Source organism: Corynebacterium stationis (genome assembly GCF_001941345.1).
In the GTDB taxonomy this organism is placed as follows: domain Bacteria; phylum Actinomycetota; class Actinomycetes; order Mycobacteriales; family Mycobacteriaceae; genus Corynebacterium; species Corynebacterium stationis.
Genome location: NZ_CP009251.1, coordinates 1,048,299 through 1,066,733, shown reverse-complemented (window position 1 = coordinate 1,066,733; position 18,435 = coordinate 1,048,299). Strand labels below are relative to the sequence as shown.

The 18,435-nt window shown below is 55.2% G+C and carries 16 protein-coding genes; 5 read left to right on the top strand and 11 right to left on the bottom strand.

The features are described 5' to 3' along the window. Position 1: 1 nt before the first annotated feature. Together CSTAT_RS04950 and ilvA are read right to left on the bottom strand one after the other, a co-directional pair. Positions 2-652 (bottom strand): YigZ family protein, encoded by a 651-nt coding sequence (locus CSTAT_RS04950; RefSeq protein WP_075722692.1) that lies wholly within the window; start codon positions 650-652, stop codon positions 2-4. Further along, complete coding sequence (gene ilvA, locus CSTAT_RS04945) at positions 652-1,947, bottom strand: threonine ammonia-lyase IlvA (RefSeq protein ID WP_075722691.1); 1,296 nt, start codon at positions 1,945-1,947, stop codon at positions 652-654. The genes CSTAT_RS04950 and ilvA overlap by 1 nt, the downstream gene beginning before the upstream one ends. Positions 1,948-2,132: 185 nt before the next feature. On the opposite strand from ilvA, the gene CSTAT_RS04940 reads away from it, so the two are divergent. Beyond that, on the top strand, positions 2,133-3,947 hold the full coding sequence (locus tag CSTAT_RS04940; RefSeq protein ID WP_075722690.1) for a choice-of-anchor I family protein: 1,815 nt from the start codon (positions 2,133-2,135) through the stop codon (positions 3,945-3,947). 101 nt (positions 3,948-4,048) lie between these two features. Then, positions 4,049-4,567, top strand: coding sequence for a hypothetical protein (locus tag CSTAT_RS04935; protein WP_075722689.1), 519 nt, complete (start codon positions 4,049-4,051; stop codon positions 4,565-4,567). A gap of 87 nt (positions 4,568-4,654) precedes the next feature. Here the strand turns inward: CSTAT_RS04935 and CSTAT_RS04930 are convergent, their stop codons facing one another. Together CSTAT_RS04930 and dnaE are read right to left on the bottom strand one after the other, a co-directional pair. Then, entirely contained in the window at positions 4,655-5,857 is a 1,203-nt protein-coding gene (locus CSTAT_RS04930) for a cobalamin-independent methionine synthase II family protein (protein ID WP_066793196.1), read from the bottom strand. Between the two features lie 121 nt (positions 5,858-5,978). Continuing rightward, on the bottom strand, positions 5,979-9,548 hold the full coding sequence (gene dnaE / locus CSTAT_RS04925) for a DNA polymerase III subunit alpha (RefSeq protein WP_075723804.1): 3,570 nt from the start codon (positions 9,546-9,548) through the stop codon (positions 5,979-5,981). A gap of 182 nt (positions 9,549-9,730) precedes the next feature. On the opposite strand from dnaE, the gene rarD reads away from it, so the two are divergent. Next, a complete protein-coding gene (gene rarD / locus CSTAT_RS04920) occupies positions 9,731-10,615 on the top strand; it encodes an EamA family transporter RarD (protein ID WP_066840808.1) in 885 nt (294 codons plus the stop codon). A 3-nt stretch (positions 10,616-10,618) separates the two neighbouring features. On the opposite strand, the gene CSTAT_RS04915 is transcribed toward rarD, so the two are convergent. From CSTAT_RS04915 to lspA, 4 genes are read right to left on the bottom strand one after another with little or no spacing between them, the layout of a single operon-like run. After that, positions 10,619-10,870 carry a hypothetical protein gene (locus CSTAT_RS04915; RefSeq protein ID WP_075722688.1) on the bottom strand — a complete coding sequence of 84 codons (252 nt, stop codon included), beginning with the start codon at positions 10,868-10,870 and terminating at the stop codon, positions 10,619-10,621. Next, positions 10,870-11,436 carry a hypothetical protein gene (locus CSTAT_RS04910; RefSeq protein WP_244892904.1) on the bottom strand — a complete coding sequence of 189 codons (567 nt, stop codon included), beginning with the start codon at positions 11,434-11,436 and terminating at the stop codon, positions 10,870-10,872. The genes CSTAT_RS04915 and CSTAT_RS04910 overlap by 1 nt, the downstream gene beginning before the upstream one ends. A 55-nt stretch (positions 11,437-11,491) precedes the next feature. Next, positions 11,492-12,418: an RluA family pseudouridine synthase gene (locus CSTAT_RS04905; RefSeq protein WP_066840802.1), complete on the bottom strand. Its 927-nt coding sequence runs from the start codon at positions 12,416-12,418 to the stop codon at positions 11,492-11,494. Next, a complete protein-coding gene (gene lspA, locus CSTAT_RS04900) occupies positions 12,384-12,872 on the bottom strand; it encodes a signal peptidase II (RefSeq protein WP_075722687.1) in 489 nt (162 codons plus the stop codon). The genes CSTAT_RS04905 and lspA overlap by 35 nt, the downstream gene beginning before the upstream one ends. 59 nt (positions 12,873-12,931) lie before the next feature. Between lspA and CSTAT_RS04895 the strand changes: the two genes are divergently transcribed. Further along, the gene (locus CSTAT_RS04895; RefSeq protein ID WP_075722686.1) at positions 12,932-13,861 is read left to right on the top strand and encodes a hypothetical protein; all 930 of its coding nucleotides are present in this window, start codon (positions 12,932-12,934) and stop codon (positions 13,859-13,861) included. A 174-nt stretch (positions 13,862-14,035) separates the two neighbouring features. On the opposite strand, the gene CSTAT_RS04890 is transcribed toward CSTAT_RS04895, so the two are convergent. After that, the gene (locus tag CSTAT_RS04890) at positions 14,036-14,599 is read right to left on the bottom strand and encodes a WKL family lipoprotein (protein WP_066793183.1); all 564 of its coding nucleotides are present in this window, start codon (positions 14,597-14,599) and stop codon (positions 14,036-14,038) included. 136 nt (positions 14,600-14,735) lie between these two features. On the opposite strand from CSTAT_RS04890, the gene CSTAT_RS04885 reads away from it, so the two are divergent. Then, positions 14,736-15,650 (top strand): asparaginase, encoded by a 915-nt coding sequence (locus CSTAT_RS04885; RefSeq protein ID WP_075722685.1) that lies wholly within the window; start codon positions 14,736-14,738, stop codon positions 15,648-15,650. Between the two features lie 43 nt (positions 15,651-15,693). On the opposite strand, the gene CSTAT_RS04880 is transcribed toward CSTAT_RS04885, so the two are convergent. Both CSTAT_RS04880 and xylB read right to left on the bottom strand, forming a co-directional pair. Further along, positions 15,694-17,025: a DNA polymerase IV gene (locus CSTAT_RS04880; RefSeq protein ID WP_075722684.1), complete on the bottom strand. Its 1,332-nt coding sequence runs from the start codon at positions 17,023-17,025 to the stop codon at positions 15,694-15,696. Positions 17,026-17,035: 10 nt separating this feature from the next. After that, the gene (gene xylB, locus CSTAT_RS04875; protein ID WP_075722683.1) at positions 17,036-18,406 is read right to left on the bottom strand and encodes a xylulokinase; all 1,371 of its coding nucleotides are present in this window, start codon (positions 18,404-18,406) and stop codon (positions 17,036-17,038) included. Positions 18,407-18,435 lie beyond the last annotated feature (29 nt).

The following is an 18,435-nucleotide window of genomic DNA, read 5'->3' as shown; positions in this document are numbered from 1 at the left end:
ATTAATTGCTTTGTGCTATTTCCACCCATTGGGTGCCAGCTTCTTTGGGTTCTGCTGTGGCTTGGGTGAGCCCGGCGATGAAATCAAAAAGCGCTTCTTCCTCGCCAGGCGCGACGGCTAAAGTCATGGTTGCCTGCGCAGCATAATCCACGCCGAGTACCTCATAGCCGCGGTTGCGAAGCTCAGCTTCCCAGCGGCCGGCATCAGCATGCGGCGCAGCCAAGGTGAACAGATGCCGCGTGGTGCGCAGCACGGGCTGGACAAGTTCCATCGCTTCGCTGACCACGCCGCCATAAGCGTGCACCAGCCCACCGGCGCCGAGTTTCACGCCGCCAAAGTAGCGGATAACCACCGCGGCGACATCCATCAGCCCAGAGCCTTTGAGAACATCCAGCATCGGCTTGCCGGCCGTGCCAGATGGTTCCCCATCATCGGAAGACCGCTCCACGGGGTGCGACTCATCGACGTGGTAGATATACGCCGAGCAATGGTGGCGCGCATCCGGAAAGCGCTGACGCGCGGCATCAATGAATTCGCGCGCCTCGACATCATTTGTCACGCGACCAATGAGGCAAATAAAGCGCGAACGCTTGATTTCTATCTCATGCTCAACCGCGCAATCAGTGGCAGGACGTTGATATTCTGTGTGCACTAAGCCACCAGGAAGTCATACTCCGGGGTTCCCGGCTTGAGCTGACGGCAGTCGATGCGGGAGGCTTCCATGCGCTCGAGCAGGCCATCAATGCCCGCCGCGCTTCCCAGTTCGATACCTACGAGCGCCGCACCGGTTTCGCGGTTGTTGCGCTTGAGGTATTCAAACAACGTGATGTCATCATCGGGACCGAGGATATTAGCCAAGAAATCACGCAGCTGGCCAGGTTCTTGCGGGAAGTTCACCAAGAAGTAGTGCTTCAGTCCGCGATGCACCAGGGAACGTTCCATGATTTCGGCATAGCGCAGCACGTCGTTGTTGCCGCCGGAGATGATGCACACGACAGTCGAACCAGGGCGCAGGTTGACCTTACGCAGGCCGGTCACAGACAGTGCGCCAGCTGGTTCGGCGATGATGCCTTCGTTTTGGTACAGCTCCAAAAGCTCCGTCGATACGGCTCCTTCGGTCACGGTGTCCCAGTGCAGTCGGCCGCGGTTGGCATCCAAGATGGTGTACGGAACTTGGCCGATGCGCTTGACCGCTGCACCATCGACGAATGGATCGACAGTATCAAGGGTTACTGGTTCATCGGCTTCGAAAGCAGCGCTTAACGATGCCGCTCCCGCCGGCTCAATTCCCACGATGCCGGTGCGCGGTGCCATATCAGCCAAGTAACTGGCGACACCGGAGAGCAATCCGCCGCCGCCGACAGGCACGATGACAGTATCGAGCGAACGACCCTGCGAGGATAGTTGGGAGATGATTTCTGCGGCCACAGTTCCTTGGCCGATAACGGTATCGCGGGCATCGAAAGGCTCAATGAATGTCGCGCCGCGGGCATCGGCGTCTTCGTGTGCGGCAGCCGCTGCCTCGTCAAAGTTCGCGCCGGTAACGACAAGTTCCACCATGTCGCCACCATGGACCATGATGCGATCGCGCTTTTGCTTCGGGGTAGGCCCGGGGACAAAGATTTTGCCCTTGATGCCCATGGTGCTGCAGGCATAAGCCACACCTTGTGCATGGTTTCCTGCCGATGCCGTCACGATACCTGCGGCTTTTTCTTCCTCGCTGAGATTTGAGATCGCAAAAAAGGCGCCACGAATCTTATACGAGCGCACGCCTTGGAGGTCTTCGCGCTTTAAAAACACGTCACAGCCAGTCTGTTCCGACAGCCGCGGGCAGTATTGCAGCGGCGTCGGCGCAATCTCAGAAGAAATTCGTGCTTGCGCCAGTTGAATATCGCTTGCGCGAACTGGGACGAATTTTTCTGCAGTGACCTTCTGGCTTGTACTCATGAGCTAGCATTTTAGTCCCTTAGACCCAATGATGTGAGCGTTGCCCCCTGAATAAGTGAATTCATCTGAAATTCAGCTGTTAGCCACGGACACTCAATACAAACTTTGCTCGGAAATCATCTTCGGAAGCGACTATTACACAGTTCGTTTTCAGATACTTATTAATAATTTCCAAGGAGTGTTGGATGTCCTTCTCCCGTCGCGCTATCTCCCTGTGCGCAGCCGTGACTTTAAGCTGCGGTGTCATCTCCCCTGCGATTGCCCAAGCGCAAGACTTCAACGGCATCGTGGACTCGGTTCACACGCACGCTGCTGCCGATGCTTCAGTAAAGATGGCTCCCCTCGGAAGCTATGCATCGGGACAGCTGGCGGAATCAGCAGCTGAGATTGTTGCCTTCCACGCGGGCTCGAAGCGCGTCTTGACCGTTAATGCGCTTTCGGGCGAGATTGATGTACTCGATGCTTCTAATCCGCAAAAGCCCACCAAGATTGGCTCTGTCTCCGCGGGCGCGGATAGGGAAATCAACTCGGTTACTGTACGTGAAGATGGTCTGGCGGTTGCAGCGGTGCAACAAAGCAACAAGGTCCTGCAAGGCGAAGCACTCTTCTTCGATGCTGCAGCCGATGACTTGGGCGCAGCCGAGCTGGGGCGTGTAACTATCGGTGCTTTGCCCGATAACGTGCACATCACCGACGATGGTGCTTATGCGCTTGTTGCCAACGAGGGTGAGCCATCAAATGAATTAGATGCTGCGGGTACCGCTTATGTCGCAGATCCTGCTGGTTCAGTATCTGTCATTACGCTGCCGGCGCCAGGCATGGTGGAAGCAGCCACCCAGGCTGATGTGCGCACCGCCGGCTTCGAGGCCTTCGATGCCCCAGGTGCTCTGCACGAAGACATCCGCATCTTCGGCCCGGCAAATCACCACAACAATCCTTCCTTGGACTTAGAACCTGAATATGTAGCCTCTGCTAACGGTAAGGCTTTTGTCACCCTGCAAGAAAATAATGCCATCGCGATCATCGATATCGCATCAGCCACGGTTGAAAAGGTCGTACCTGCGCACATCGCGGATCACTTGCAGGTTCCTATCGACTCTTCCAACAAGGATGACAAAGCCGAGCTGCGCACGATCCCGGTGAAGGGTTTGAGCATGCCGGATTCCATCCACGCGTTTACTTCTGGCGGCAAGACCTACTTTGCCACAGCAAACGAAGGTGATGCCCGCGAGTGGGGTGTAGAAGAAAAAGACGGCGGCTCCGGCGTATACACCGATGAAGTTGAGCTTGCCGATGTCATCGATAACGGCCAGGTCTGCGAGGGTGTTCTGGATGATGTTGATGCCGAGGCGCTGGGCGATAAGAAGGTTGCCGGCAATTTGAAGCTGTCTAATGTCTCCGGCTGGAATGAAGAAAAGCAGTGCTTCGATGAGCTCTACGCCTATGGCTCACGCTCGTTTTCTATCTACGATGAAGCCGGCAACGTCGTCTTCGACTCGGGCTCTGACTTCGAAGAAATCACTGCATCTTTGAATCAGCCAGGAGTCTTCCACCACAACGCTGATAATGAAGACCCGGACTTCGACGATCGCTCCGATAATAAGGGCCCAGAGCCAGAAGCTTTGACCATCGGCCACATTGGTGAGCGCACCTACGCTTTCATCGGTGCTGAGCGTGTCGGCGGCATCTTTGTCTACGATGTCACCGACCCAGCGAATGCGAAGTACCAGACTTACATCAATAACCGCGATTTCACCGTGGACTTTGATGAGGATAACTACGACTCCACCAAGCTCGCTGGCGACTTAGGTCCAGAAGGTCTGGCATTCATCGATAAGCAAGACTCCCCTAATGGTGAGTACCTGTTAGTCGTGGGCAATGAGGTCTCTGGCACCACCACTATCTATGAGGTGGAATCGGTGGTGGAAAAGGAGCCATCGACAAGCGGAAGCACGAAAGGTTCTTCGAACTTTTCGCGATCTTCGCTGTCTTCGCGCTAGAAATACATCTTTTTCTTGCCCTTGCCTACCGGTATCTTGGCCAACCTGCTAAGTTCAGGAAGGTATAATTCCTAGTTCTGCCTTCCAAGGAGAAGTCCTCTATGCGTAATTCCCGTCTTTCTGTGGCCATCGTGGCTGCCAGCTCCGTTGCTTTGGCTGCCTTGACGCCAGTTGCCGCATCCGCACAAACCGGCTCGCTGTCTTCTGGTGGACACATCAGCGGCGAGGGCTACTCCCCAGAATGCCAGGCTGCCATCGAAAAGGCCAAGGAAGATCATGAGGCAGACGTTGCGGCCGGCAAGGTTGGTTCTTCGTTTATGGGTCCACAGGAACTAGCCTTTGGCATCCTCAACGGCTACGGCTCTTCGGGCATGCCTACTCCACCAGAGTGCATCAAGGAAGAAGAAGAGGCCAAGGCAGACGAGCGCTGGGAGAAGGTGCCAGATTTCGCGAAGTCCATGCGCGGCAATGAAACCACCGACATGATTTTCGCTGTCATTGGCGCCATCCTCGCGGTTGGTGGCTCTTTGACCCAGGCAGCTGGGATTGTTGCGACCTTCTCCCCTGAGGCGCGCGCCCAGATCGCCGGCTTTTTGAAGAACATGGGCTTCAAGCTCTAATCGCCTGGTGTTACTTAAACGCTAAAAATCCTCTCCGCAGTTCGGTTTAAATGAACTGCTGGGGAGGATTTTTGCGTATGCCCGAATTTAGTACAGGCGCTTGGATGCGATTTCTGCACCCTTGACCAAAGAGTCCAGCTTTGCCCAAGCAATCTGGTGGTGCAGGCGACCGCCCAAACCACAGTCAGTCGATGCGACAACCTTGTCTGGACCAACTACTTCTGCAAAGTTGGAAATGCGGTCTGCCACGAGCTCTGGGTGCTCAACCACGTTGGTGGAGTGCGCGATAACACCTGGGTAGAGCAAAACGTTGTCTGGAAGTTCAACGTCCTTCCAGATCTTCCACTCGTGTGCGTGGCGTGGGGAGGCTGCCTCGAAGGTGTAGCCGCCGACCTCAGCGCGCAAGATTTCTTCGAGGATGTCGCCGAATGGAACGTCGGTGACGTGTGGTCCGTGCCAGGAGCCCCAGCAGATGTGCAGGCGGGTCAGTTCCTTAGGAATGTCCTTGATGGATTCGTTGAGCACGTCGATGCGCTCGCGCACAAAGCCACGGAAGTCTTCAATGGAAGGCTCTGGGTTGATCTGGTCCCACGCTTCAGCCAAGTCTGGGGCGTCGAACTGGACGGTCAGGCCAGCATCGGTGATGGCCTTGTACTCGTGCGACAGAGCCGCGCCACAAGCCTGAATAACTTCGGACTCGGTCTCGTAGTACTTATTAGCCAAACGCGCTGCAGATCCCGGGGAAAGTGCCGCAACGAAGCCGTCGGTGACGTTGTGCTTCGCCATTGCGTCCTTGAGCAGCTTGACGTCTGCTTCGACTTCTTTCTGGCCAACGTAGGTAATTGGGCCGGTGAACTCTGGGTTGCCCACCTTGGCGCGGCCGGTGAAGATGCCGGATTCTGGATCTTCGTATGCCTCGTTGAACAGGGCGCGGTCGCGGCGGTCCGAGAAAGAGGTCAAGCGTGGCTTGCCTGGTTCGGAACGAACAACTTCCTCGCTTGCCCAGCGGTCTACGTCGGTCATGGTCAGCCCGCCCAAGCGGGAGAAGGAGTAGTTCCACCATGCACCGTAGTCAATCGCACCGGAGGTGATGTGGCCGTATTCGCCTTCGTTGATGATATCGATGCCCAGCTCTACCTGGCGGGCAACGACTTCATCGACTGCCTTTTCTAGAATTTCAAAAAAGGCCTCATCTGGCACCGAACCGGATGCCCGGTTTTGGTTTGCTTCCAGCAATTCTGGGGTGCGTGGGAGTGAGCCAACATGAGTAGTGCGGATTTTTTGTGCCACGAAGTTTTCTCCTTAATAAGAAATAGACTGTGTGGTCTACCTTATCTCAGAATCCCGCACATCCATTATTTATATTCACTACTCCTACCCCGTTTGGTGTACGAGTAGCGAACCGCTTGGTCTAGCCTAAAATCCCTGTCCCCATGGTGGCTTTGAGATCACCCATCAAACTGGAAGAACGCTCTACGCGCAGGTGGTCGCCTAAGACCATCATCGTGGATTCATCGCCACTGAGCAGGGTGAGATACACGTCCGAATCGCCCTTGTTATTGACCAATACTTGCTTAAGCTTTGCGATGTTTTCCATCGTGCACTGGTCCGTACGCATGCTCAGCCGCAGCGGCAACCCAGCGCCATTTCCTGGGCCTAATTCTGGGACTCGGATGTCATTGCAGAAGAAGCTGGTGCGCTCATCACGCACACGCACCTGAACCTTGGCCAGAATAATATTATCTTCCACAATCTGCGGAGCCACTAAGGAATAGACCTGGTTAAAGACCAAGATTTCTACCTGCGCACCGTGGTGATCTTCGATGGTGACAATTGCCCACGGGGAGCCGTCGCGCTTAGAGAAACGACGGTCCACAGCCGAGATAATGCCGCCGATGATCATCTCTTGACCATTGCGCATCTCGCCACCAACCACGGTGGTCAAGGCGGTATCCGTCTGTGCCGCCAGGGCATCTTCGAAGCCATCGAGTGGGTGCCCAGAGACATAAAGACCCAGCATTTCTCGCTCGAGGGCGAGCTCGTGCTTGCGGTCCCAGGATTCCTCGGGAACATCGATTGCAAAGGTCGAAACGGATCCACCTTCATCGCCGCCGAAGCTGGCGAAGAGATCGAACTGGCCCTTATCCGCCGCCTTCTTCGTCGACTGCACCGAATCCACGGCGTCTTCTTGAATCAGCATCAAGCCCTTGCGCGGATGCCCCAAAGAGTCAAAGGCACCGGCCTTAATCAAAGACTCCGTCACGCGCTTGGTACACGCAATCAGCGAAATCTTATCCAGGTAGTCACTGAAGGACTTGAAAGCACCCTTTTCCCGGCGCGCCTCGATGATCGATTCCACCACTTCCGAGCCCACGTTGCGGATCGCACCCATGCCGAAGCGGATATCTTCGCCAACAGCCTCGAAGTCCTCAGCGGACTCGTTAACATCCGGCGGCAAGACCTTAATGCCAAGGTGGCGGCAGTCCGCCAAGTAGATAGCGGACTTGTCTTTCTTATCCGCCACCGAGGTCAAAAGCGCGGCCATGTACTCCGGCGCGAAGTAGGCCTTCAGGTACGCGGTCCAGAAGGATACCAGTCCGTAGCCTGCGGCGTGGGACTTGTTAAACGCATACGACGCGAAAGGCTCAATGGTGCCCCACAGCGCATCGACCGCGCCCTTGGAGTAACCATTGGAGAACATGCCCTGGCTAAACTTCTCATATTCTTGGGCCAGTACTTCTGGTTTCTTCTTACCCATGGCTTTACGGAAGCCATCTGCTTCACCAGCGGTGTAGTTCGCAAGTTTCTGAGAAATACGCATGATCTGCTCCTGATACACGATCAGGCCGTAAGTCTCGCCGAGAATTTCTTCCAGTGCTTCTTCCAGCTCTGGGTGAATAGGCGTAATTTCCTGGCGCCCATTCTTACGGTCCGCGTAGTTCCAGTGCGCGTTCACACCCATCGGTCCTGGACGATACAGCGCTAGCGAAGCCACAATATCTTTAAACCCAGTTGGCTTCATGCGCTTCAGCAACTCTTGCATACCGCCGGAGTCCAGCTGGAACACGCCTAGGGTATCGCCGCTTGAGAGCAGGTCGTAGACCTTGGACACCTGCGGGTCATCGGCATGCAAGTCCTCAAGGTTGAGGTCAATGCCGCGGTTTTTCTTGATATTAGCCAGCGCGTCACCGATAACCGTGAGGTTGCGCAGGCCCAGAAAGTCCATCTTCAGCAGGCCAATGGCCTCACATGCTGGGTAGTCCCAGCCGGTGATATAAGCACCATCGGCAGGGCGCTTCCACATTGGAATGTGGTCCATCAACCGGACAGAGGCCATAATCACCGCACAGGCGTGCACGCCGGCCTGGCGGACAACGCCTTCGAGACCACGCGCGGTGTCATAAATCTTTTTAACATCCGGGTCGGTTTCGACCATTTGGCGCACTTCGGTGGCCTCAGAGTAGCGCTCATGCTCCGGGTCAGTAATACCAGACAGCGGAATATCTTTCGCCATAATCGCCGGCGGCAGCGCGCCGTTGATGCGGTCAGCCATCTGGAAACCAGGCTGGCCAAAGTGCACCTTCGCAGCATCCTTAATGGCCTGCTTGGTTTTCACGGTACCGAAGGTAATAACCTGCGCAATTTTGTCTTCGCCCCATCGCTCAGCGGCGTATTGGATCATCTCACCACGGCGGCGGTCATCGAAGTCGATATCGATATCGGGTGCAGAGGGCCGCTCTGGGTTCAAAAATCGCTCAAACAGCAGGTCGTGTTCAATCGGGTCGATATTGGTAATGGTCAAGGCATAAGCCACCAAAGCACCCGCTGCAGAACCACGGCCAGGGCCAACCCAAATACCGATGGAGCGGGCATGCTTAATGATCTCGGCAACGATAAGGAAGTAGGACGGGTAGCCCTTCATATCGATAACGGAGATTTCGTATTCGGCGCGCTTGACGTATTCCTCAGGCACCTCTTCACCGTTGAAGCGGTCTTTGAGTCCTTCCATCACCTCATGGGTCAACCATGAGGTTGGAGTGTGTCCCTCAGGCACATCGGCAATTGGCATGCGGTCGTGGGTGTGTTCTTCCCACAAGGCATCATAAGATTCGACGCGTTCAGCAATCCACAAGGTGTTATCGCAGCCATCTGGCACCATGTGGTCCCACAGCTCACGCATTTGTGCAGCTGATTTGATGTAGTAGCCCGTGCCGTCGAACTTAAAGCGGTCTGGGTCCATGAAGGTCTTACCGGTTTGCACACACAACATAGCCTCGTGCGCCGGTGCCTGCGATTCCAGCACGTAGTGGCAGTCATTGGTCACCAGCGGTGGCAGGTCAAGCTTGCGGCCAATTTCTAGCAGGCCGTCACGCGTGCGCTTTTCGATGTCCAGGCCATGATCCATCAACTCCAGAAAATAGTTGTCACGGCCGTAAATGTCTTGCCACATCGCAGCCGCTTCGAGCGCTTCGTCGAATTGGCCCAAGCGCAGACGTGTTTGTACATCACCCGATGGACAACCGGTCGTTGCGATGATGCCGTCAGCGTGTTCGGCAATCAGCTCAGCGTCCATACGCGGCCATTTACCCAGCTGTCCTTCATAGGAAGCAAGAGAAGAAAGCTTAAAAAGATTAGACAGGCCCGTGGCATTTTCTGCAAGCATGGTCTGGTGCAAATAGGCACCGGAGGCGGAAACGTCATCACGTTTTTGATCCGGAGTACCCCATAGTTGACGCTTTTTATTAAAGCGCGAACCAGGCGCCATATAGGCCTCGATACCAATAATGGGTTTCACGCCGGCTTTGGTCATGCGCCGGTAGAAAGCGTCGGAGCCGAACATATTGCCGTGGTCCGTCATACCCACGGCGGGCATTTCCTGTCGTGATACCTCTTCTGCCAATAAATCAACCTTGGCCATGCCATCGAGCATGGAAAATTCAGTGTGGTTATGAAGGTGTACAAAAGAGGAATTCTTGGCCATGATCGTCATTCTAGCTATCTAGGCAACATCGGGGGAATCACCAGCTCGAGGCACATTCGGTTCGAACGCGCTGGGTCGGACGGGCCTGTCACATTAACCTTGGCGCAATCTGTATTACGCCACTAGAGTAACGTGCTAATTGCATAATACAATTTGAGACTTTGATTGATTCGGAGGCATCCATGCCATTTGCCATCGGGGCTTATTTATTGTGGGGAGTCTTTCCCGCCTTCTTCCCACTGCTGCTCCCAGCAACCCCATTGGAAATTTTGGCGCACCGGATCATCTGGACCGCGGTATTAATCATTATCTATCTGCTCTTCACCGGCACTTGGCGGGAGCTAACGCGGTTAAGCCGGCGCACGTGGATGTGGCTCAGCGCTGCCTCGGTGGCCATTACCGTTAACTGGGGTACCTATGTTTTAGCGGTCAACTCCGGGCACGTGGCCGATGCAGCATTGGGATACTTCATCAACCCGCTGGTCTCTGTGGCACTCGGTGTGCTCGTGTTGAAAGAACAACTGCGCAAGCTGCAGATTTCTGCAGTCGGCGTGGCTGCCATCGCTGTACTGTGGCTGACCTTGATGACCGGCGAGGGTCCATGGATTTCGCTGCTTCTGGCGGGCTCTTTTGGCATTTATGGTCTTTTGAAAAAGCAGGTGCAGGTGTCATCGGCTGGCTCCGTTGCTGCCGAAACCCTAGTGATGTCCCCCGTTGCGCTTTTCTACATCGGTTACTTAAGCGCTAATGGCGAGTCTACGTTCTTGTCTGAAGGGCCAAGCCACACTGCACTGCTCATCCTATCGGGCCTGGTTACGGCATTGCCGCTGATTCTATTCGCCCAAGGCGCAAAACTCTTGCCGCTGTCGACCGTGGGCATGCTGCAGTACATGACGCCAACGATGCAGCTGCTGTGGGCTGTATTTGTCACCCAAGAACACATGTCTTCTGAACGCTGGATTGGTTTTGTCATCATCTGGTTCGCAGTCGCACTGTACATGGTTGACATGGTGCGTATGCGGCGAAAGTCCCGGCGTGTGCAGCTACCTGCTAGCGAAGAACAGTAGAAACTATTTCCGCCAGGCGCGTTTGGCTTTTTCTTCCTCATCATTTAAAGCCCAGCCGGGCATCAAATAGCCCAGGGCTAGGCAAACAATAAAGCCCAAGCCGAGGAGAACCCGGCCTTCCGCTGGTTGATTGCCAAAGAGGAAAAAGCCTAGGCACACGAAGATGCCGACAATGTCCATGGCATAGGCAAAGCGGTAATTCGCGGGCCACGAGGAGAAGGTTTTAAGCTTGTTCAGATTCTTGGGAAAGGCCATTAGTTGTCACCTGTCTCATTCACCATCAAGGGTCTAATAGCGAAACTTCCCCACGCAGCATCGGACGGCGAAGCCTCGACGGCAAAGACATCTGCGCCTTGCGCGATTTCTGACAATGCTTTAGCGTCGTCGTAGATAATCACGGAGTTGAGCTTCTCAGTGCCGACCTCGCGGTGAAATACATCTTCGCGACTTTCGCCTTCAATGGGCTCAGGAATTTCGATTGGCACGAAATCTTCCTGTGTAATCAATGCGCTCGCGCGTTGCGCACCTTCGACGGCAGCGGCCGCAGTAGCGGCATCGACAGCCGGATTGAAAGTGACCAAAGCATAGGTCTCTTTGCGCGCGTCTTCGAGAGTTTGCGCTGCACGTTGTTGATACTCCTGCGCAGATTCTTCAGGATCAGGTCCTAATTGATCGCCTTGCAGGCTCTGGGTGGGCCCCGGCCCGCACGCACCAGCGAGAAAGACCACGAGCAACAAGATAAAAGCTAAGATGCCCAGTGCCGCGATGCGACGCCGGCGGTAGATGTATGCCGGATGGCGAAGCCCTGGATGTCGTCGCACTACGCGCTCCGACACATTGGCCATACCCTGCCGAGGCGCCGAAGAATGAGGTTCCTTATCCACGAAGGACATCCAAAGCGTTTTGCAGGTCGTCTGGGTAGCTAGTTTCGATCTCAATCCAGCGACCGGTGCCGGGGTGCACAAACCCGAGCTTGACCGCATGCAACCATTGACGAATCAGCCCCAGACGCTTGGAAAGGTTCGGGTCAGAACCATACATCGGATCACCGCAGCAGGGATGGCCAATGGCAGACATGTGCACACGGATTTGGTGGGTGCGGCCGGTCTCTAGGTGGACATCGAGAAGCGATGCTTCGCGAAATGCCTCGATCAGACTGTAATGAGTAATCGCGTGCTTGCCTTCGTCGGTCACTGCGAATTTCCAGCCCGATGATGGATGGCGGCCAATAGGGGCATCGATAGTGCCCTCAATGGGATCAGGCAAACCTTGCACCAGCGCGTGATAAGTCTTGTGCACTGTGCGCTCCTTAAACGCTGCCTTCAACGCTGAATAGGCACGTTCGGAAGAAGCAACCACCATAACCCCAGACGTACCAACATCTAGGCGGTGCACAATGCCTTTGCGCTCTGGCGGGCCGGAGGTAGAAAGCCTAAAACCTGCCGCTGCCAACCCACCAATGACCGTGGGGCCTTCCCAACCCACGGAAGGATGCGCTGCCACACCAACGGGCTTGTTGACCGCGATGATGTCATCATCGGAATAGACCACGTCCATTCCTTCGACCAGCTCTTCTTTAGGAACCAGCGGTGCTGCAGGCTCAGGCAGAGTAACTTCCACCCACTGCCCGGCGCTTAAACGATCTGACTTCGATACCGTATTGCCATTGACTAGCACTGCACCTTCCACGCATAAATCTGCGGTGATGGTGCGCGATAGCCCCAACATTTTGGACAAGGCTGCATCCACACGCAATCCGTCAATACCTTCAGGTACTGGCAGGGTCCGCACTTCCCTGTTCATGTTTCGCCCTCCTCTCCTCAGTCAACATGGCAATAATAAATACAAACACACCTACCGTAATCGAGGCGTCAGCAATATTGAATACGGCGAAGTTTCCCACCGAAATATAATCCACGACGTGACCGAACCAAAAGCCGGGTTCGCGCAATAATCGGTCAATCAAATTGCCCAACGCGCCACCAGCCAGCATAGCTAAACCTACTGCTTCCCAGCGGTCTTTCATGCGCGGTGCGGCAATGGCCACTCCGATAACAAAGCCCAGCTGAATGGTGGTAAATAACCAGGTCGATCCTTCTCCACCCATGGAAAAGGCCGCGCCGGGATTAAACAGCAGATAGAACCGGAACCAATCACCGATAACCGCGACGGCTTCCCCGGGGTTGAGCCAACTGAGCATCAGCTGTTTAACGGCTTGGTCTATTGCTGCAATGACAATCACAATCACTGCCATCATCTTTACATTTGAGCGCACCTAAACCATTGTAGAGGCAGCCATCCGGTAGGTTTGAATGCATGCGTGTGAAAGCCTCCATTCTTGCCCTGGCACTAGTACTTACGGGCTGTAGTTATGAGCCACCAGGACCTGCAGTAGAGCAAGCAGTCGCAGCGCCCGTTGACGCCGCGCGCGTGACGGTCGAAGACGCCGGCAGCGGCGACAAGCGAGTGTTGTCCTATGAGGATGTTAATACTGAGCAAAATTCCCACTTCGAATTAACCGAAGGATTTTCTCAAGACGTCGTAGAAAAGAGCGTCGCCGAAAATTTTGAATCCGGTGCTCCCGAGGAAGCCACCACTGCTTTTGATCTACGTGCGGAAGTCTCTGAAGCTACTGATGATCCGGAACAAACCCCTGCTACACGCAATGCGTTTATGACGTTGTCTTCGCCAACTTATAGCGGTACAGATGCGCTGAATGTGGAATCCGGCGATGGCTTTCAGTTTGGTTGGCGCGCCGATGATGCCGGCCAGGTCTCTTCCCTGCGCTTGGCTGCCCCGCAGTCAGCTAACGATGATGCCCGCTCCATCTTGGAGCAAGCCATCGTGGAGCTAACCTCGATGCCGATTGTTTTTCCAGAAGAAGAGATTGGCGAGGGGGCCGTGTGGACCCTGGATTCACGTACTTCCGGTGAATCTACTTTGCTACAGACCACCACCTACACCTTGGAAGAGCTCACCGATACCGGTGCTGAGCTATCAGTCGATATTAGCCAGCGCCCTGCTTTGGGTGCTTTGACGATGGAAGACGGCGGAGAGCTAGAAGTGCTAGATTCCACCACGCGTTCTTCGGGCAATTTGAGCATTGATTTTTCTCAGCCTCTGCCGATTCGCGGCGATATTGATATTGCCACGCGGGTTACCTACGGCACGGAAGAATCAGAAATCCGCGTATTGCAATCAACCAATACGCGGATGCAGTTCAGCCCAGCCGCACAAGAGTCTTAAGGATTCTCACGGGCCCTAGGCTTAAGGATATAAAAAGCGAATGCCCTTCGGATTTCACAATCTCGAAGGGCATTCGCTTTATTGTCAGCCTAACTGCGAAGGGCTGGTTGCCCGCTAGGCCAATAAATTCCGAAAGGCCAAATCCCTCTAGCGGCAGTAAAATCCTGGTGGATTTTACTGGGTGACCTCATTGGAGCCCGTGTCTACCGTGCCGTCAGTGCACATTTCTGGAACCTGATCTGGGGTCACGGTATTTGAGATCAGGGTGCAAGCCCACGACTGGGACAGCTTCCAGGTGCCTTCTTCGAAGACGAATTCAACGTTTTCTGCCGTTTGTGAAGGCTCTTCTGGAACGGTGAAGTTAACCGTTGCCAAAACCGAGTCTGGAGAATAACCAGGGATAACTGGGTCGACAACCTCAAAGTTAGCGCCGGATTCTGCCTTGGAGGCTGCCATGGTCTCAAACAGCTCAGGCGCAGTTTCGCCACCCTGAACGGTCTTTACCTTGTCTTCTTCGGAAGCTGCAGAGTCCGTTGCGGTGGCCAAGATGGAGTTGAGGTCAGTGGCCGTTGGCAGTTCAGAAGACGCCGGAGCATCTGAGGATTCTTCGGCTTGGGTTTCTGGTGCTGCGCTTTCTGCGGAGTCTGCCGAATCAGATTCGGAATCAGACGAGCACGCAACCAGGGCGGTAGCAGCGGTGGCGGCTAGGAAGCCGGCGGTCAGTTTACGTAAAATCAACTAATCTCCTTCAACGGTTTTATTCTTCGTCAATCCTACCGGCCAGCTTGGTCGATAAAAGAACCCGCGTTGTAATTCACAGGGTTTCTTCAAACTTTTAACCAATGACTTTACGCCAATGCTTTAAGCTTGCTCTATGTCCAAAATTATTGCAGTAGTAGCAACCGGCGGCACCATTGCCTGCACCACCGATGCCAACGGGGCTTTAGTGCCCACCGTTTCCGCAGCTGAGCTAGTAGAAGCAGCACATGAGATATCTACGCCATCCGACGTGGAGATCTCACCGGTTGATTCAGTGCGTCTGGATTCTTCGTCTTTATCGTTGACGGATCTAGACGATCTGCTGCAGCGTGTGCACGCATTGCTTGCCGATGATTCCATCGCCGGGGTTGTTATTACCCACGGCACCGATTCCATGGAAGATACCGCGATGGCTTTGGAGCTTTTCCACACTGGTAAAAAGCCCGTGGTAATTACCGGCGCGCAGCGCTCTTTTGATCACCTTGAATCTGATGGCCCGCAAAACTTGGCGGATGCTATTTCTTATGCAGCTAACGGTGCGCCGGGGGTGAGCATCCGTTTTGGTGGGCTGACTATTCCTGCGCGCGGGGCTTTCAAAGCTCATACTTCCGCGCTGGAGGCGTTTCAAGCTACCTCGCAGAAAATCCGCACGCGCCCTACTCTCCCACTGGCCCCGCTAGCGGGTCAGGATGTTGTCATCATTTCCGCATGGCCCGGCGCGCCGCGCTTGCTTGTCGATGCCGCCGTTGCCTCCGGTATCAACGGCATCATTGTGGAGGGTCTGGGCTCAGGCAATATGGGCTCGGAGATGGGCGAAGGTGTCAAGGATGCCCTGGATGCCGGTATCCCCGTGCTCATTACCACGCACGTTCCTGAAGGTTCGGTGACTTTGGCCTATGGCGGCGACGGCGGCGGGGCCACGCTTGCGCAGGCGGGTGCTTTGGGCACCGGTACTTTGCGCGCCGGGCAAGCACGCATGGTGTTGCTTGCGGCGTTGGCAACGGATACCGATGTGTCCAATCTCCTTTAAGGATTAATCGCTAACCGTTAATCGCTAATCGCTTCGGCGATTATCAATCCAGGTCTAAGGCTTCTAAGTCCCAGGCTAAAGAGTCCACGGGATCGGCGGGTTGGAGCTTTTCATCGTCGGCTGCGAAAGACTTGAATGGGCCAGGTCCGGTGGCGCGGGTTTCAAAGCGCACGCTGACAAAGCCGTGGCCGGTTCCTTGGATCCAGCCGTGGCCATAGTCGGGGTGATAGACATCTTGGGTGGCGTGCCAGGTGCGTTTGGTGGCAGTGGTGTCTTCTTCGAAGGTGGTTTCGGTGCTGATGACGGCTTGGTCAAGTTCGGGGAATAGCACGTCTTGGCGCTCGGATTCTAGTCCCGAAAACCCTACGCCCACTAGGCGGATGGGCCCCAGTTCTGCTGGGTAGCGCGCAAGTGATTGCATGGCTTTGCGCAAGGTCGCAATATCGTCGGTGGCATAACCAAGGGTTAAAGACCTGGTCTCACTGTGAAAATCTGCCATGCGCATTTTGACTGTGACGGTACGCGCCCCGCGTCCGTCTTTTAACAAGCGGCGGTGCGCACCGGTCAGGGCGCGTTCTAAAGCACCATCGACTTCGTCTTTGGTGGTGAGATCTTGCGGGTAAGTGTGCTCGGCGGAGACCGATTTGGATTCAGCGCGCGGGGCTACTGGGCGGTCATCGACGCCGCGAGCCATCATCCACAAGGACGGTCCAATAGTAGTGCCGAGAGTAATCTCGACTTCGCGTTGGCTCAACCGCGCAAGATCCCCGATGGTGTTCACACCTATGGAATGCAGCTTGGTGGCGGTCACTGGTCCCACGCCCCAGAGTTCTTCCACGTCCAAGGGATGCAGCATTTCCTCTTGTTTATCTGCGGGAATCACAAAGGCGCCATCGGGTTTGGCTTGGCCCGAGCCAATCTTGGCAAATTGCTTGCCGGAACCGGCGCCGATGGACGCGGGCAAACCGGTTTGTTCGCGGATTTCAGCGCGGATTTGATGCGCCCAGGCTTCGACTTCCTCGGCGCTGGCACCAACTAGTTCGGCTGGTTCCATGTATCCCTCATCGATACTGAGCTGTTCGATGAGATCGACGCGTTGTTGCAAGTAATGAAAGACGCGTTGCGATGCCAGCCGGTAGACCTCAAAGCGCGGGCGCACCACAACTGCTTTGGCGCCGATGAGTTGTTGGGCGCGATACATCGGCATCGCGGAGCGCGCACCGTATTTGCGGGCCTCATAAGATGCGCCGGCTACCACACCACGCCCCGACATGCCGCCGACCAAGACTGGTCGGCCCATTAAAGTTGGCCGGGTTAATTGCTCACAGGATGCGAAAAACGCATCCATATCTATGTGCAGAACCCAACGTTGCATACTTCTAAGTCTAGAAGCTCGCGGTCAAATCCCGAAGTTTCTGATAGCGGGCAACAGTTTCCAGGTTAGCTTCACCGCTATGTGTTGTCGTGCCCGCCAGATCCCACTGCGGTGGTGCATCTTCACCAGATAATGCCCACGCTGCTTGACGGGCAGCACCCAAGGCGACATATTCGCCGGGTGCAGGCAAGATGACATCGACGCCGAAGATACTCGGGGCAAGCTGTTGCATCGCTTGACTGCGTGCGGCGCCACCGGTTAATAACACGCGCTTGGCCTTATGTCCCATGGCTTTTTCGACTGCCTCAATGGCATCGAGCATAGAACACAGCAAGCCTTCGACCACTCCGCGTGCAAAGTCCTCACGGGTGGTATCGGTGCGCAGGCCGGTGAGCAATCCGCTGGCATGTGGCCGGTTGGGAGTGCGCTCACCGTCGAAATACGGCAATAGTGTTACTGAAGAATTACCCGCAAGCGCCATTTCGGAGAGCCCGTGGTGGTCAACTCCCAAAAGGTTGGCTGCGAAATCGAGCACCTTCGCGCCATTTAACGTACATGCCAGTGGCAAGTATGCCCCAGTGGCATCGGTGAAACCGGTGACCAAACCAGTTTCATCGTGTACGCTTTCTGCACTCCAGGCGCTCGCTACACCAGAGGTACCAACGGATACGCACACATCACCGGGCTGCAAATCTAAGCCCAGGGCGGCAGCCATATTATCGCCAGTACCCGCGGCGATCGCAGCACCCGAAGAAGTACGTCCCACAATCTCACTGGGCTCTGCAATACGCGGCAGCTTAACGCTATGGCCTAAGAATTGCTCAGCTAATTCGGGTAAGAAGCGGCGCTCGCGCGTGGAGTAATAGCCAGTACCGGAGGCATCACCGTGGTCGGTGGTAAAATCCTGGCGCTGACCTAGATGCCAGGTGAGATAATCGTGCGGCAGCACAACCTTCGAGACCCGCTGGGCATTGTCCGGTTCATTATCGCGCAACCAGCGCAACTTGGTGCCGGTAAAAGAAGCCACCAGCACAGAACCCGTCAGGTCGACGGTCTTTTTGCGGCCACCTAATTCATCGACAAGCGCTGCAGCAGCATCAGCTGAGGACACATCATTCCACAACATGGCATCACGCACGGTGTGATTATCTTTATCCAAGGCCACCATGCCGTGCTGTTGACCAGCAACGGCGACGGCATCAGCTTTCTTAAGCAGGCCATCGGTGGCCTTGTCCAGAGCCGCAATCCACTCCGCCGGATCTACTTGCGTCCCGCCTGGGTGGCTAGCACGAGCTTGATCTACGATTTCGCCTGAAGCAGCATCAACCAATACCGCTTTGCACGACTGCGTGGAAGAGTCAATGCCAAGAACATAAGTCATTGTGAATTCTCGCTCTATTTCTATTTCTG

Coding starts and splice junctions, on each gene's coding strand:
- CSTAT_RS04885 (WP_075722685.1), top strand. CDS start 14,736: ATGTCCAAAATTATTGCAGTAGTAGCAACCGGCGGCACCATTGCCTGC.
- CSTAT_RS04940 (WP_075722690.1), top strand. CDS start 2,133: ATGTCCTTCTCCCGTCGCGCTATCTCCCTGTGCGCAGCCGTGACTTTA.
- CSTAT_RS04935 (WP_075722689.1), top strand. CDS start 4,049: ATGCGTAATTCCCGTCTTTCTGTGGCCATCGTGGCTGCCAGCTCCGTT.
- rarD (WP_066840808.1), top strand. CDS start 9,731: ATGCCATTTGCCATCGGGGCTTATTTATTGTGGGGAGTCTTTCCCGCC.
- xylB (WP_075722683.1), bottom strand. CDS start 18,406: ATGACTTATGTTCTTGGCATTGACTCTTCCACGCAGTCGTGCAAAGCG.
- CSTAT_RS04905 (WP_066840802.1), bottom strand. CDS start 12,418: ATGAACAGGGAAGTGCGGACCCTGCCAGTACCTGAAGGTATTGACGGA.
- CSTAT_RS04880 (WP_075722684.1), bottom strand. CDS start 17,025: ATGCAACGTTGGGTTCTGCACATAGATATGGATGCGTTTTTCGCATCC.
- CSTAT_RS04915 (WP_075722688.1), bottom strand. CDS start 10,870: ATGGCCTTTCCCAAGAATCTGAACAAGCTTAAAACCTTCTCCTCGTGG.
- ilvA (WP_075722691.1), bottom strand. CDS start 1,947: ATGAGTACAAGCCAGAAGGTCACTGCAGAAAAATTCGTCCCAGTTCGC.
- CSTAT_RS04895 (WP_075722686.1), top strand. CDS start 12,932: ATGCGTGTGAAAGCCTCCATTCTTGCCCTGGCACTAGTACTTACGGGC.
- lspA (WP_075722687.1), bottom strand. CDS start 12,872: ATGATGGCAGTGATTGTGATTGTCATTGCAGCAATAGACCAAGCCGTT.
- dnaE (WP_075723804.1), bottom strand. CDS start 9,548: ATGGCCAAGAATTCCTCTTTTGTACACCTTCATAACCACACTGAATTT.